Origin of the sequence: Fontibacillus forbon (assembly GCF_046559655.1) — a bacterium.
Classification (GTDB): Bacteria; Bacillota; Bacilli; order Paenibacillales; family Paenibacillaceae; genus Fontibacillus.
This window is the reverse complement of the sequence record NZ_JBKGFV010000001.1, coordinates 401,909-417,790: the sequence shown is the minus strand read 5'-3', so window position 1 is coordinate 417,790 and position 15,882 is coordinate 401,909. Positions and strand designations below refer to the sequence as shown.

General features: G+C 49.1%; 14 protein-coding genes. All 14 read right to left on the bottom strand.

Annotated features, from left to right (window positions below; all coding sequences use genetic code 11):
• The 14 genes from ACLB09_RS01770 to ACLB09_RS01705 all read right to left on the bottom strand — a co-directional run bounded on the left by ACLB09_RS01770 (position 1) and on the right by ACLB09_RS01705 (position 15,775).
• Positions 1-2,229 (bottom strand): penicillin-binding transpeptidase domain-containing protein, encoded by a 2,229-nt coding sequence (locus tag ACLB09_RS01770; RefSeq protein ID WP_410768041.1) that lies wholly within the window; start codon positions 2,227-2,229, stop codon positions 1-3.
• 20 nt (positions 2,230-2,249) lie between these two features.
• A complete protein-coding gene (locus ACLB09_RS01765) occupies positions 2,250-2,669 on the bottom strand; it encodes a hypothetical protein (RefSeq protein ID WP_410768040.1) in 420 nt (139 codons plus the stop codon).
• A 1-nt stretch (position 2,670) separates the two neighbouring features.
• Positions 2,671-3,645 (bottom strand): 16S rRNA (cytosine(1402)-N(4))-methyltransferase RsmH, encoded by a 975-nt coding sequence (gene rsmH, locus ACLB09_RS01760; RefSeq protein ID WP_410768039.1) that lies wholly within the window; start codon positions 3,643-3,645, stop codon positions 2,671-2,673.
• A 75-nt stretch (positions 3,646-3,720) separates the two neighbouring features.
• Positions 3,721-4,158 (bottom strand): division/cell wall cluster transcriptional repressor MraZ, encoded by a 438-nt coding sequence (gene mraZ, locus ACLB09_RS01755; protein WP_114494771.1) that lies wholly within the window; start codon positions 4,156-4,158, stop codon positions 3,721-3,723.
• Positions 4,159-4,403: 245 nt separating this feature from the next.
• A complete protein-coding gene (locus tag ACLB09_RS01750; protein WP_410768038.1) occupies positions 4,404-5,669 on the bottom strand; it encodes an adenosylhomocysteinase in 1,266 nt (421 codons plus the stop codon).
• A gap of 12 nt (positions 5,670-5,681) precedes the next feature.
• Entirely contained in the window at positions 5,682-7,319 is a 1,638-nt protein-coding gene (gene bshC / locus ACLB09_RS01745) for a bacillithiol biosynthesis cysteine-adding enzyme BshC (protein ID WP_410768037.1), read from the bottom strand.
• 182 nt (positions 7,320-7,501) lie between these two features.
• A complete protein-coding gene (locus ACLB09_RS01740) occupies positions 7,502-8,440 on the bottom strand; it encodes an ABC transporter ATP-binding protein (protein ID WP_410768036.1) in 939 nt (312 codons plus the stop codon).
• Positions 8,437-9,432: an ABC transporter ATP-binding protein gene (locus ACLB09_RS01735; RefSeq protein WP_410768035.1), complete on the bottom strand. Its 996-nt coding sequence runs from the start codon at positions 9,430-9,432 to the stop codon at positions 8,437-8,439. The genes ACLB09_RS01740 and ACLB09_RS01735 overlap by 4 nt, the downstream gene beginning before the upstream one ends.
• An 11-nt stretch (positions 9,433-9,443) precedes the next feature.
• Entirely contained in the window at positions 9,444-10,406 is a 963-nt protein-coding gene (locus tag ACLB09_RS01730; protein WP_410768034.1) for an ABC transporter permease, read from the bottom strand.
• A gap of 3 nt (positions 10,407-10,409) precedes the next feature.
• On the bottom strand, positions 10,410-11,342 hold the full coding sequence (locus ACLB09_RS01725; protein ID WP_410768033.1) for an ABC transporter permease: 933 nt from the start codon (positions 11,340-11,342) through the stop codon (positions 10,410-10,412).
• A 206-nt stretch (positions 11,343-11,548) separates the two neighbouring features.
• Complete coding sequence (locus tag ACLB09_RS01720) at positions 11,549-13,258, bottom strand: peptide ABC transporter substrate-binding protein (RefSeq protein WP_410768032.1); 1,710 nt, start codon at positions 13,256-13,258, stop codon at positions 11,549-11,551.
• 221 nt (positions 13,259-13,479) lie between these two features.
• On the bottom strand, positions 13,480-13,863 hold the full coding sequence (locus ACLB09_RS01715) for a DUF3397 domain-containing protein (RefSeq protein WP_410768031.1): 384 nt from the start codon (positions 13,861-13,863) through the stop codon (positions 13,480-13,482).
• Positions 13,864-13,986: 123 nt separating this feature from the next.
• Positions 13,987-14,961: a ketopantoate reductase family protein gene (locus ACLB09_RS01710; protein ID WP_410768030.1), complete on the bottom strand. Its 975-nt coding sequence runs from the start codon at positions 14,959-14,961 to the stop codon at positions 13,987-13,989.
• Positions 14,962-15,121: 160 nt separating this feature from the next.
• Positions 15,122-15,775: an RsfA family transcriptional regulator gene (locus tag ACLB09_RS01705; protein WP_410768029.1), complete on the bottom strand. Its 654-nt coding sequence runs from the start codon at positions 15,773-15,775 to the stop codon at positions 15,122-15,124.
• Between the last annotated feature and the right edge of the window lie 107 nt (positions 15,776-15,882).

Sequence of the window (15,882 nt, the reverse complement as noted above, 5' to 3'; positions counted from 1 at the left end):
CTATGGAGAAGAGCCGGATGCCTCATCGGTATTTTCATATTCCTCCGCCTCATCGGCGGCGTCATCTTGGACGCTATCTCCGGCTTGCTTGACCGGAGGCTCCAGAACCAGATGAACCTTTCGCTGGCCGCCTTCTTCCGAGGCGGTTTGCGAAACGACATATCCTTCGCCTTCCGCCGTCACCGATACTTGGAGCGCAGATAGAAGCTCCATCGCTTCACGAAGCGACTCTCCTTTGAGATTCGGAATCGTCATCGCTTTCCCTTCCTCGGTCAGGAGATACATATGCTGGCCAGCCTTTAGAGTACTCCCCGCCTTAGGAAACTGGGACACCAGTTCTTTGCCGCTACCTAGCGTCGCGTAAGAAATCCCCTTGCTGCCGAGCAGATTTTTCGCTTCCTGCAGGGACAGATCTTTTAAATCCGGCGTTTTTTGCCCGCTATTGCTTACTTGCCCGCTTTTAGCCGCCGTATTTTCCATCTTTTTAGGCACGCCCAAATACTGAAGCGTCTGATTGGCGATCTTCTGGAACACCGGCGCAGCGGCAGCACCGCCGCCAAGCTCCGAGTCCTTCGGCTCATCGATCAATACCAGGATGGCGATTTTGGGATCATCCACCGGGGCATAGCCGATAAACGATATAACCTGTTTGGTATAATCATATACCCCGTTCACCGGTTTTACCGCTGTTCCTGTTTTCCCCGCAACCCGATAACCTTCGATATAGGCATGACGCCCAGTCCCGATTTTCCGGTCGGATACGACCTGTTCCAGATAGCCGCCGACTTCCTTCGCCTTATCCGGGGTAAGAATTTGTCGGATCTCCTTGGCTTGGGTCGTAACGGTTTCTCCGGTTTGCGGATCGGTAATCGACTTCACGATATGCGGCTCCAGCAGCTTGCCTCCGTTTGCCACGGCCGCGACCGCAGCTACCTGCTGCAGCGGAGTAACCAGCAGCTTACCGTGACCATAGGCCATCGCCGCAAAGTCCGCCTGTTGCTCCGGAGTTACGACACCCTTGGCTTCTCCGGGAAGCTCGATCCCGGTCTTTTGCCCGAAGCCGAAGCTATCGACATATTCCTTAAGACGATCCGGTCCAAGCATCTCATAGCCCAATTTGACGAAAGCTACGTTACTTGAACGCTTAACCCCTTCAATGTAACTGATTTGACCCCAACCGGAGCGCTTCAAGTCATGGATCGTTTGCCCCGGCACCCGGATGCTTCCCGATAAATATGTGGCATTCGGATTGAACAGTCCTTCCTGGACGGCTCCGGCCAAGGTGACGATCTTGAACGTCGAGCCCGGCTCATAAACCGACTTAATCGCGTGATTGTAGAAATTTTTCTGATCTACATCTATCCAGTATTCATTCGGATTATAAGTGGGCAGATTGGCCATTCCCAAAATGTCCATCGTCTTCGGATCGGCTGCGATGACCGTCATACTGATCGGCTTTAACTCATCGAAAGCTTCCTTCATCGCTTCTTCGATATAATACTGGATTGTATCGTCAATCGTCAGCTGGATGTTCTTGCCATTCTTTACGGGGTTATAGATTTCGCTCGCTTTGGGAATCTCGATCCCTCTGCCGTCGCTCTTATATTCAATGGAGCCGTTTTGTCCTTTAAGCTCCTCGTCATAATAGGCTTCAAGCCCGGAAACCGCATTCCCTTCCCGATCCGTATATCCCAGCACATGTGCAGCCAGACTATTTTTAGGATAATAGCGTTTTTGTTCTTTGACCAGGTAAATGCCCGCATCGTCCAGTTTATGCTTCTCCTTCAATTCCTTCGCGAAAGCTTCCACCTGATCCCGTAATTCCTGATCGATCTTCCAGCCTTCATTGCGGACTTCGCGCTGGGAGTAAAATTGGCCGTCCTTCTTCTTGGCAGTTACCAACTGCTCAAGTTCTCCCTTGTCTTTGCCAAGCAACCTGTTCAACCCGTCCACTACTTCATTTTTCAGATCCAGCTCATTAATTAGCTTGGGATTTATGGCCACCGTATACGCGGGTGCATCCACGGCCAGAACATCTCCGTTCCGGTCAGTGATCGTCCCCCGGGTAGCCGGGAGAATTTTCTTTTTGGACCAGAGTTCTTCGGCGTGTCCCTGCCAGAAATCGGCTTCAACGACCTGGAGCCAAAACACTCTCCCCATCAATACAGCAAAAAAGAGGGTAATACATCCCCCTATCAGCAGTGTCCGAAGTCTTATTCTCTTGATCATCGCTAAACCTCTTTAAATCCTTATTTTTTGGCGGTGGTCACTTCATCCACCGATCCGTTTGCTTGCGAATTTGACGGAACCTGAATATGGAAACCTTCTTGTTGTTCCACGTAGCCAAGCGCGGCTGCCTTTTCCGGAATTTCTTCCTCCAGCTTTTCCTTCTGCACGGACAATTCCTTCACTTCTACGGTAATCGCCTGCATTTCGGCATCCAAATTGTACATCTGCCGTTTGATGTTGTAGAGATTGGCATTTTGCCACAACAGGCCGCCCATGACACCCACGCAAAACAGTATGGTAACCAGGTAAAGCAGCTTCTCCTTAACGGGAAGAGGCGAACGCCGTGTTACTACTTTTGTCGTTTCACGGTACCGCGGAGACTGTAGTCCACGTTCCGCCGTTTTCTCTTTTACAGCAAGATTCCCCCGTGTATAAGCCATTTCACATGTCCTCCGCTTTAGATTGCAATTTCTCCGCTACGCGCAGCTTTGCCGAGCGCGCCCGCGGATTTTGCTCCAGTTCCTCATCCGAAGGAACCATAGGTTTCCGGTTAATCAGTTTCAATGATCCTTTGCCTCCGCACACGCACATCGGAAAATCAGGCGGGCAGGTGCATTTTTCTACATAACTTGCAAAAATCTGTTTGCAAATTCGGTCTTCGAGCGAATGAAAAGTAATGACCGATACTCTTCCTTCCGGCGCAAGGCAACGGACAGCCGCGTGCAGCCCTTCTTCCAAAGCGCCCAGTTCATCATTCACCGCGATCCGCAAAGCCTGAAAGCTGCGTTTGGCGGGATGCCCGCCAGTCCGGCGAGCCGCTGCCGGTATACCTTCCTTTATCAACTCGACCAATTGGCCCGTCGTCTCGATCGGAGACGCCTGCCTTTTCTCCACAATGACTTTTGCGATCCGTCTCGAGAACTTTTCCTCGCCATATTGAAACAAAATACGAGCAATTTCGCGTTCCGGCCATTCGTTAATGATCTCTTTCGCCGTCAGCGTCGCGGATTGGTCCATCCGCATATCCAACGGAGCATCGGCGTTATAACTGAATCCGCGCTCCCCTTCATCAAACTGGGGAGACGAAACCCCTAGATCGAACAAAATGCCGTCCACCTGCGGGACCCCGTCATGCCGTGGAATGCCGTCCAGCTCAAGCAGTTTCTGCTGCAAATGGCGGAAATTGCTTTTTACCAGCGTCAGCTTATCACCGTAAGAGCCAAGATGTTCGCTGGCATTGTCATGCGCCCAATCGTCCTGATCAAAGGCAATCAATCTTCCGCCTTCGCCAAGCTCGGACAAAATGACCGAACTGTGCCCGCCGCCGCCTAATGTACAATCTACGTAAATACCGTCCGGCTTAATGCGCAGCCCTTCTGTCGCTTCTTTCTTAAGCACCGTGATGTGATGAAACAAGACTGCAGCCCTCCAGACCGACCCGGGTCAAGCATTATGTATCTTGCGATTTGAGCTGCCCGGTTTTCATAAGTTTTATAAGTCGAAATTAAAGTCAACCAGCTTTTCTGCAATTTCGTTAAAAGTATCCTCGGATTGCTGAAAGTACTGTTCCCACGTATCCCGGCTCCAAATTTCTACCCGGTTCGACACGCCGAGGACAACGCAATCCTTCTCCAGCTTGGCGTACTGCCTTAAATTGGAGGGTAAATTTACCCTTCCCTGTTTATCCCACTCGCATTCCGTCGCACCGGAGAAAAAAAACCGGGTAAACGCACGCGCATCGGATTTCATCAGCGGCAGAGCTTTCAGCTTCTGTTCCAGTACTTCCCACTCCTGCAAAGGGTATACGAAAAGGCACTGGTCCAGGCCGCGGGTAACGACAAAAGAGCTTCCAAGGAGATCACGAAACTTAGCCGGGATAATAATCCGGCCTTTCTCGTCAATGCTATGTTGGAATTCCCCCATAAACATTGGTTAGCTCACTCCTTACCTCTTTCCCCCACTTTAACCCACTTTCCACCACTATGAATAGTATTTATTCTGCATGCAAAGGCAAAATCCTTCTAATGTTCAAACTTTTTTTATTGGTAAAATCGCCCTGATCTGGAGAGGGGGTGTCCTGAAGTACGTCCGAACGCCCGGAAAACTCCTGATTGCAACGCAAAAAAGCCCCTCCCACTATGACGAGGGAAGGGCCGTGCACGTATGTTTATATCTTAATGTTCTTGCCAACTGTCAAGGTAAGCGCGTTGTTCATCGGATAATGAATCAATGCCCATTCCCAGGCTTTCCAACTTGAAGCGGGCCACCTGTTCATCGAGCTCATATGGCACATTGACTACCGTTTTACCGATTTGTTCATACTGCTCGTTCACGTATTTTAGCGACAATGCTTGCAACGCAAACGTCATATCCATGATTTCGGCCGGATGTCCGTCACCGGCGGCGAGATTGACGAGACGCCCTTCCGCAAGGACATACATCTTACGGCCGTCCTTCAGCTGGTATTCCTCGATGTTGCGGCGTACCGTCCGCACGGAGCTGGAACGCTCCGCAAGTTCCGGCTTGTTTACTTCCACGTCGAAGTGTCCGGCATTGGACAGAATCGCGCCGTCCTTCATCACATCGTAATGTTCGCCGCGAATAACGTCGCGGTTACCGGTAACCGTCACGAAGAAGTCGCCGATCTTAGCCGCTTCAAGCATCGGCATAACGCGGAAGCCGTCCATATAGGCTTCAACCGCTTTAATCGCATCCACCTCGGTTACGATGACGTTGGCGCCAAGTCCTTTCGCCCGCATGGCCACGCCTTTGCCGCACCAGCCATAGCCTACAACGACAACCGTTTTGCCGGCTACAACCAGATTGGTGGTCCGGTTAATTCCGTCCCATACGGATTGTCCCGTTCCGTAGCGGTTATCGAACAAATATTTGCAATAGGCATCGTTGACGGCAACCATCGGGAATTTCAGTTTCCCTTCTTTATCCATCGCTTTGAGCCGTAAAATCCCGGTCGTTGTTTCTTCGGCACCGCCGCGGACATTTTCAAGCAGATCGGGACGCTCGGAATGTAAAATCGTGACGAGATCGCCGCCGTCGTCGATAATCAGGTCCGGTTTGGTTTCAAGCGCACGAACCATAAGTTCCTTATATTCCGCAGGGTCCGGATTATATTTTGCAAAAACGGTGACTCCGTCCTCCACAAGCGCCGCGCATACGTCGTCTTGAGTAGACAACGGGTTGCTGCCCGTAATCGTCACTTCGGCACCACCCGCTTGAACCACTTTAGCCAGATAAGCGGTTTTGGCCTCCAAGTGCAACGAAATGGCAACTTTCAAACCTTTAAAAGGCTGCTCCGCCTCGAACTGCTTCCGGATGCGTCCAAGCACCGGCATATGGGCTTCTACCCAGTCAATTTTCAAATGCCCTTCCGGGGCTAATTTCAAATCCGCAACAATGCTGTTTTGAAGCGCAGAACTCATGATTCATTCCTCCTACAAATATATAATCCGGTGCTTTCCCGTTACATCATAAGGAATTACTGCCAAGTCGTCAATCCAGTTACTTCCGTAGCGGTTCAAGTAATAAAATATGTTATAAACCCGTTCCTGCGGTTTACCGAGCGGAAAGAGGGAAAGCTCGATCCGGTCGAAATGCCGCAGCCCGGCTTCATTCCCTTTTTCAAGCGCATCCTTTGCTTTCCCGCGCAAATAATCGATCTGATCGATGATTTTATCCCGGTTGGCGTTACCGAGCTTGGTCAAACCGGCTTGAATGCCGCCCAACTGTTCGATCAATGGGTCGTACATGCCGGTAAATGCCTGCTTGATTTCATCAAATCGCTCGGAAAGATGAAGCGCATCCTGTCCGGAGAGCCAAGCCTCGCGTTTGGCTTGAAATACCTCCCGATCCTTGACATCCTCCCAGCGGAGACTGTATTTATCCATATGCTTCTGAAGCGTACCTTCCAGCAGCGTAAAGGATTCCCGGGGGAGCAGGATCGGCATTTGCATATCCAGACGCAGGAACGCCCCACGGGTCAAGCCCCAGTAGGCAATTTCACCGGCCCCCAGTACCGTACCAAGGACCGGAAGCAGCGAATCCTGCATCAGAGGCCGGGTCAATACATTGTTGCTGAAACGCTCGGGATGATCATGCAGTCGATCAAGGAGCTCCTGTTTCGTCAGAACGACCTTCCCTTTCCGGTCGCAGAACTTGCCGTCCTGCTTAAATAGCAGCAATCGCTCACCCTCATGTATGTAGAACAGATTGGCCCCGTTCTCCCGGGCATCCGCTTGAAGCGGGTGGCCGAGGCGAAGCATATCGTCCGCCGCCTCCAAATATGCTTCTTCAAGCTCGTCGTTACGTGTGATCATCGTTTCGAATACGGGAATTTCAAGTCGCCGTAATTCCTTATCAGCGGAATCCAGCAGGACGAGTCCGTATTTACCAAACCAGTGCCCCATGAGCTTGGCGAAAGATTCGCTCAGCGTGGATGAGGATGCCGCGGTGTGCCGATACAACTCCATCAGACCCGATTTGAACTCGGTCTCCGGCAGCAACTGCTCTAGCTCCCCGGCAACCTGTTCCCATGACTCAGCACCAAGCTCGCTCCAGCTAACCGGCAATCCCTTTTCGTGCTCATGCGCGATCCGGATTCGTTTTACTTGCAGATCTTGGGACAAAACATAAGTATGATTGACTTCGTCCCAATCATGATCCTCGCCGGCAATCCAAAACACGGGTACGACCGGACGGTTCAATTTCAAGGCAGCTTCTTTTGCCGCTTTAATGATCGTCACGGCTTTATAGATGACAAGCAGCGGGCCGGTGAACAGACCACTTTGCTGTCCCCCTACGATCACAGCCGTTCCCGGCTGCTCCAACTGATCCAGATGACCGGTAACCGCCTCATGCGGATTGTGCATCAAATTGAATTCGCGAAGCCGTGCCACAAGCTCTTTCCGGCCTACACGAAGCCGGTCGCTTTGATCCAGCCATTTTAACCTTTCGCTCCAGCTATGTTCGTCAGCCGGGTTATATTGATAGAGATGACTTACTTGTGAAAAATCTTGAACGAGCGCATCCGCCAGCGGTTGCCCGGTTGGCAGAGGCTCCTGAACAATATTCATCAGAGTTTCGATCCTCCTGTCTCTTCTCAAAGGTAGACTCTATAAAAATATAGCACACCCTGCAAATAATCGCTAAACAGGAATAAGCTTTCTGAAGCTACCCGATTATAAAAAGCTCCCGCACCTCAAAAACCGGTGCAGGAGCTTCCACGATTTGAATCCGGGCTTATCCGGAAACAATATTATTTATTCGGCATCGATACCCAGTGGCCTTTGGACACTTCCACGAGTTCCGAATTGTCGAGATCAAACGCGCCGCCGTTTGAAGCCCCATCTTTGGCCGAAGTAATCGGACCGTTAGCGCTGTCCTCAAGCAAAATCCGCTTCTTATTGGCTTCCACTTCCGGGTCCGGAATCGGAATCGCCGACAATAACGTTTTGGTGTAAGGATGCATCGGGTTGGCGTACAATTCTTCGCTCTCCGCCAATTCCACGATTCGTCCCAGGTACATAACGGCAACGCGGTCACTGATATGTTTGACCATGGACAAATCATGCGCAATGAACAGATAGGTCAAGCCGAGACGATCCTGCAGATCTTTAAGCAGGTTGACGACCTGGGCCTGAATGGATACGTCAAGTGCGGAGATCGGTTCGTCACAGATGATGAACTTCGGATTTACCGCAAGCGCGCGGGCAATCCCGATCCGCTGGCGTTGTCCGCCGGAAAATTCATGGGGATACCGCGTTGCATGGTCCGGGTTCAACCCTACCATATCAAGCAGCTCTTCCACCCGTTTTTTCCGTTCGGCACGCGAGCCGGCCATTCCGTGAATGTCCAAAGCTTCGCCGATAATATCGGTTACCGTAAACCGCGGATTAAGCGAAGCGTACGGATCCTGAAAGATCATCTGCATATCGCGACGCATCGCCTTCATTTTGCGTGGCGACAACTGATTGATGTCCGTACCGTTAAAACGTACGCTTCCGCCCGTCGGCTCGTACAAACGAAGAATCGTCCGGCCGGCCGTTGATTTGCCGCAGCCCGATTCGCCTACGAGGCCAAGCGTTTCGCCTTCGGCTATCGAAAAACTGATATTGTTGACGGCCTTAAGCACATTGCCTCCGCCGACATTGAAATATTTCTTCAATCCTTCTACTTCGATCAGGTTTTTGCTCATGACGACTGTCCCTCCTTGGCCATCGGGTGAAGATCCCAGCAACGGGCCATATGGGTGTCGCTGAATACAGTCGCACCCGGATCGATGCGTTCGCAAATCTTCATAGCCTGATCACAGCGTGCCGCAAACGGGCAGCCGATCGGCGGCTTGATCAGATCCGGCGGAGTACCGATGATTGGAATGAGCGGCTCCCCCTTCTTCTGGTCAAGGCGAGGCATCGATCTGAGCAAGCCTTTCGTATAAGGATGCTGTGGGTTTTTAAAGATTTCCCATTTCGTGCCGGTTTCCACTACTTCGCCGGCATACATAACGATAACCCGGTCACACATGCCTGCTACTACGCCGAGGTCATGCGTGATCAGAATGATGGATGTGCCGAGACGCTGTTGCATCTCCTTCATGACATCCATGATTTGCGCTTGAATCGTAACGTCCAGCGCGGTAGTCGGTTCATCCGCAATCAGCAGTGCGGGGCGGCAAGCCAGTGCGATCGCTATCATCACACGCTGCCGCATACCGCCGGAAAATTCGTGAGGGTATTGGTTAAAGCGGGCTTCCGCATTTTTAATGCCGACAAGCTTCAACATTTCAATGGCCTGTTTTTTCGCTTCGCCCGCTGACATTTTCTGATGTTTGATGAGTACTTCAGTAATTTGTTTGCCTACTTTAATAGTAGGATTCAAAGAGGTCATCGGATCCTGAAAAATCATGCCAATATCTTTACCGCGAATTGCTTCCATCTGTTTGATGCTTTTTTTGAGCAGGTCCTGTCCCTGGAACAGGATTTCACCTTGCTTGATGATTGACGGAGGGGACGGGATCAGGCGCATGATCGTTTGGGCCGTTACGCTCTTGCCGCTGCCGGATTCACCTACGATCGCAACCGTTTCTCCTTTACCTACTTCAAAGTTCATGCCGCGAACGGCTTTCACTTCGCCGCCTTTCACTTGGAAAGAGACGTGCAAATCTTTGACTTGTAAAATCGGCTCCATCATTCCACCTCCTATTTCTTCAGTTTAGGATCCAACGCGTCACGAAGACCGTCGCCAAAAATATTAAACGCCAACATCGTCAAACTGATGACAATGGCCGGGAACAGCATACGCCATGGATAGTACAACCAGCCTGTGAGGGCATCATTGATCATCGAACCCAGTGATGCGATTGGTGCCTGTACACCAAGACCAAGGAAGCTAAGGAAAGCTTCGGCAAAAATCGCGTTAGGTACGGACAAAGTCACCGTAACGATGATCGGGCCTACTGCATTCGGCAGCAGGTGGCGGAACAAGAGTCGTCCGGAACCGGCACCCATCGAACGGGAAGCAAGCACGAACTCGCGGTTTTTAAGCTGCATAATTTCACCGCGTACAATCCAAGACATGTTAATCCAGCCTGTAATCGTCAGAGCCAGAATAATCGTTCCCAAACTTGGTTCCATTACGACAAGCAACAGGATGGTAACCAGCAAGTAAGGAATGGAATACAGGATTTCGGAAAACTTATTCATGATTTCGTCAACACGGCCGCCGAAGTAGCCCATAATGCCACCATAAATGACACCGATAAACAAATCGATACAAGCGGCTGCAAAACCAACGAGCAGGGAAATTTGCGTCCCTTTCCAGGTACGTACCCACATATCGCGTCCGAGATCGTCTGTCCCGAACCAGTGTGTACCGGATGGACCTTTGTTCGTATTCAGCAAATCATTGGAATAGTAGTTATAACCGTGCACCCATTTTGAAATCAACGGACCCACAAAGGCAGTGATCGTAATCAACAGCAACACGACAAGCGCGGTCATCGCCATCTTGTTAGTGCGCAGGCGTTGCCACGCATCGCGCCAAGCGGAAATACTTTCGCGCTGGATTACTTCGGCTTCTTTTTCATCCGTGCCGATTTTACGGAAATCATCGGGAGTCAGATCGGCCGGAGTCGTCATCACTTTAATTGAATTCGTATCCATCCTTTATCCCTCCTTCCCTTTCGTAAGCTTGATCCGCGGATCAACGAAGACGTAAGCGATATCCGTAATGAAACGCGCCAACATCAACAAGATGCCGTAGAAAATCGTAATCCCCATAATGAGCGGATAATCACGAACGCTGATCGCTTGCACAAACTGCTTGCCGATCCCGCCGATACCGAAAATTTGTTCAATAACGACCGAACCCGTTACGATGTTGGCCGTCATTGGTCCAAGATAAGTAACGACCGGCATAATTCCGTTACGAATAACGTGACGGAACAAAATCGTCATCCAGCTTAAACCTTTTGCTTTCGCTGTTTTGATATAGTCGGCATGCAATACTTCCAGCATACTCGAACGCGTCAAACGAGCGATAAATGCAATCGGCTGTGCGGTCAAGGCCGCAACCGGCAATACGTAGTACAAAGGCCCTTTAAAGCCCATTGTAGGCAGCCAGTGCAGTTTTGAAGCAAAGACATATTGCAGTAATGACGCTACCACGAAGCTTGGTACTGCAATACCCAATACCGCCAGCACCATGGCCACGTTATCGATAAGTCGACGATGATACAACGCGGCAAGCATCCCCAAAGCTACCCCGACGATAACGGCAACGACAATCGCCACAACGCCTAGCTTCAGAGAAGCCGAGAAAGTTTGGCCGATAATTTTGGATACATCTTGATTGATCATTTTCATCGAGATGCCAAAATCACCTTGGACAATATCACCTAAATATTTTACATACTGCTGAAAGACGGGCTTGTCGAGTCCATATTGTTCATATAGACGCTCTTGAATCGCAGGCGGCACCTTTTTCTCCGATGTAAAAGGATCGCCTGGAATGGCTTTCATCAGAAAGAAGGTGGCTGAAATCAATATAAATAGCGAAACCAACATGAAAAAAAACTTATTGGCTACATAACGTACCATGCCCGTTAACACCTCCTCCTAATAAAATTTCGACATAATTCGATTTTAGGTGAAACAAACAGCTTTGTCTATTCCATATAATTGTATAAGTATGAAATCATTGGGGAACAGCCGCACACAAAAAAAACGGGATATATATGGAATGCCCACATATATATCCCGAAGTTGCTATTCGCTTCGTTCTTGCATATGCATGCTAATTAGAATTAATGTTCAAGCAGATATGCGCGGGAGTAGTCAACACCGCCGCTGAAATCAAGAACTACACCTTTAAGGTAAGGTTTCTCAGCCGAAACGTTAGTGTAATAGTAGATTGGCATCAAAACTTGATTGTCTTTAATCAGGATTTGTTCTGCCTTCGAGAAGTTCGCATCGCGAGTTTCTGCTTTATCAGTAGTTTTCGCTTCAGCAATCAATTTGTCGTATTCTTCGTTGGTAAAACCAGTGTCGTTGTTACCGCCGCCGGTTACCCACATATCCATGAACGTCATAGGATCGTTGTAATCGGCAGTCCAGCCGGCACGAGCCACTTGATAGTTCAGGTTTTGACGGTTTTCGATAAATACGCCCCATTCTTGGTTTTCCGTTTTCACGTCAATGCCAAGATTTTTCTTCCACATGTCGGCAACAGCAAGCGCAACTTTCTTATGCGCGTCACTGGAGTTATAAATCAAAGTGATTTCAGGAAGTTTTGTATAGCCTTTTTCTTGCATACCTTGCTCAAGCAATTTTTTGGCTTCTTCCAGGTTTTCAGTGAAGTAATCGTCTTTGTGCTCGTTACGATATTCGTCGCTAACCCCTTTGATGCCCGGAGGAACGAAACCGAATGCAGGAAGCTGTCCGCCGAGAGTTACATTATCAACGATCGCTTGGCGATCGATGGCCATTGCAAAGGCTCTACGGATATTTACGTTGTCGAACGGCTCAGCCGTCACGTTAAATTCGTAGTAGTAGGTACTTGCGATACCTTTAATTCCTAATTCATCTTTCAATTGATCTTTAAGGATCGGAATTTGGTCGGTTGGAATTTCGCCGTTAGGATGACCTACGCGATCCAACTCGCCGTTTTGGTAACTTGCCAATTCAGTTGCGCTGCTGTTTACCAAAGACATCGAGATTTTGTTCAGCTTAATGCTGTCTTTATCCCAGTAGTTTTCGTTCTTGGTTACTTCGATCGTTTGGCCTTTAGTCCAGTTAGTCAACGTGAACGCACCGTTAACGATCATTTTGCTAGCGTCAACAGCCCATTTGTCATCATTCTTGACGGACTGGTGAACAGGATAATAAGTGTAGAAAGAAGTCAGACCCAGGAAGTAAGGAGTAGGAGCTACGATTTCTACTTCCAGCGTGTAATCGTCGATCGCTTTTACGCCGACTTGGCTAAAGTCCGTAACTTTTCCTTCATTATATTCCTGACCGTTTTTAAGGTAATACAACTGATAAGCGTAAGGAGCAGCCGGTTGTGTGTTCGGGCTGAGTACGCGTTCCCAGGCAAATACGAAATCATTTGCGGTTACAGGGTCGCCATTGCTCCATTTAGCGTCTTGACGAAGATGGAAAGTGTACTTGGTTCCGTCGATTTCCCACTTCTCGGCAGCAGCCGGTTGCGGTTCGCCGGAATCATCCATGCGTGTCAAACCTTCGTACATGGTTTTCAAAACCGTGTTGGCTTGGCTGTCTTGCGCTTGAGCCGGGTCGAAAGTAGGTGGCTCTGCACTCAGGTTGATTCTAAGCGTTTGATCTGCGGCCAACTTCTCATCACCGCTGTTAGCAGCATTTTCGCCGCTGTTGGAAGCTGCGTTGTTACCGCCGTTTGAGGCACCATTATTCTTGTCGTTCGATCCGCATGCCGCTAGCAGCGTACCAACCGCAAGAACTAGTGTCAAAAGCAGCAATAGACTCTTACTCTTCTTCATCTTGCAGTGTCCCCCTTAAAAATTGTGGTATATGTTTTTAGATTATACAACCAGCGGTCAAAAAAATCCAACATAAATTTTCAGAAATTTAATCATTGGTTAATAAAAAGGACTATTTTTTTAACAAAATAGTCCATTATACAATATTGACTTTTTCTAAGCTTAACAATTAACCAAACATGTCATTATTTTATGTAACGCTTTCTTCTCTTTAACTTAACTTATGCGCCGCTAATATATGTAATGAAGCTAATGAGAAAAAGCAGGATATAGGCGACGCCGGTACCGGCGAAAGTCAGTCTCCAGACCGCCCTTACCAGCCTGCGCATATCTACCTTGCCTTTCAAGCGGTTTTGCGCCCCTCCGATCAATCCGGTCGCAATCAACAGTACAAGCAAGATAAGATAAAAACCGAAATTGGAACCGAAGACGTTGTTAAACAAGGCGGAAACGGACAGGATCAGAAACACCGTTGTCACATCCATAGCTAGCTTTACCGCAGCCTTTTTGTCTTTTTTCACGTAAGAAGCAATAAAATAAACAAGCACAAAGGGAATGACAGGCATGATGGCGAGAATGATGACAGACGTGAGCAAAATACTCAAAGTTCCACCTCCTCAAAGTATTTACCGGGCGTACTTTCCGGCTAATGGTCCTCATCCTTCAAGACCGTATGCAAAAGGTTACTTACTTGGTGAGTTACTATAATATTATATCTCTTCCGAAGACTATAGAGCGCTGATCAGCCGCCAGAGCGTTTCATGTCCAGGGATATGAAGATTTACCTTTCGGGCCATTTCAACGAGACGGCCATTAATGTAGTCGACTTCCGTCGGGGAACCCTCGAGGACATCTTTTAACATGGATGAAGTATTGGCGGAAGTAGATTGGCAAACCGCCGCGATCATACCGTACATATCCGGATCAACGGGAATCCCGTAGGCTTGGTATACGGCCACCCCTTCATCACAAAGCTGGTGCATCAGATCCGTACGCTCATTTCTTGCCAGTAATTCTCCATTAGGAATTCGCAGCAGGGCGGTTAAAGGATTAATAACGGCATTGATCAGCAGTTTTCTGTAAATCACCCTATCGATGTCATTCGACAAAAAGGCGGCAAATCCTGCCTTTTCAAGTCCAAGAATCAAACTTTCCGCGTTTTCTCGTCCTATTCGGTCCATCTCCGGCAGACTTTTTTGCTCCCTATTTTTCAACTCCGCTGATTCCGGGATTCCTACTTCCGTTTTCCCACGCCCTGCGCGTATCACTTTGCCGGCGCTTGTCCGTTTTGCTCCTTCGGTAGTAATAACCGCGTAGACAAATCTGCCCGGAAAGGCCGTCTTTATTTTCTCGAGGTGTCCGATGCCGTTTTGATAACAGGCGATCTTCGTCTTTTGCCCCATAATATCACCCATAGCTGTCAACAGCCGATCATCGATATGCCGCTGCTTCACGGTTAGCAAAATCCAATCCGGTTCACGGCCCTTTTGCTCTGCCGCCTCTTGTAGCGAAAACGCCGAAAAGCTGCCGGAATCAATAATATGTTTAGACTCCTCGGGGACTTCCACTTCAAAACCTTCATTATTAAGCAACTCCGCCTGTTCTGGAGTTCTTGTCCAAAAAACAACCTGTTCGCCGGCGCCCGCCAGCATTCCTCCAAACAACATGCCAAGGGCTCCCGTACCGATAACATCTATTTTCATACTTTTTTTACTTCCTTTCCTGAAGCCGCCGAGCTTTCCTACTTCTTTTATACCAAACCTCCCCCTAAAAATACAAAACAACTCGCGAAGGAACTTTCTTGGTCAAGATTGCATACAAAAAAATCCCGCCTCAGAGGCAGGATTTTATTCGATAGCTTGATTATTCGATTCGTTCCAAATTCCCATTCGCATCCATTTTAAATCTCGTTTTTGCATCCTCTTCTTCTTCATTAAGAAAAGCCAACCGGCGGGCACGATCCATAATCTGGATTAACGCTTTGTAATCGTCATTAACCACCCGGTAGTCGGTCTGCACTTCGTTGACTTGCGCGGACAAATGTTCATTTTCCTCGCGAAGTCTGGCAAGCTGATCTTCCTTTTCCCTCAGTTCTTTCTCAAGAGATTTAACATGCCGGCTCGTATCCTGAATCGTGCTTTTCCAACCGCGTAAAAACCGGATCACGGCATCGATCGAAATCGTCTCTTCCGTTACCCCTTCGCTTCTGTAGTTTCCTTCATCCAATTCGACCGGAGCCAGCGAGGAAATCGCCGGATTACCCGCTATTGAGCCTTGCTTCTTCAAATAACTCCGTTTTTGCCGCTGGGCTTTGGCAATGCCGATCGCCGCCTCATACTTTTTGCGGACACAACTGTTCCACCGGAAGCCGCATGCTGCCGCCGTTCTCCCGATACGCTCTCCCACTTCCTCAAAGGCAGTTAATTGAGTGCTGCCCTCCCGAATATGGCGCAGAGTCACTTCCGCCAAAATCAAATCATCTTCCGCACTCCACGCATCTTGTCTCACCGCTGTCATGCTATAAAAACCTCCTAACGACATCCTAATATAACCGTCTTCCGGCCGGCTGTTCCGGCAGGCGTGCTGGTAAAAAACTTCTTACTCCATTTCTATGCCTCTCATAG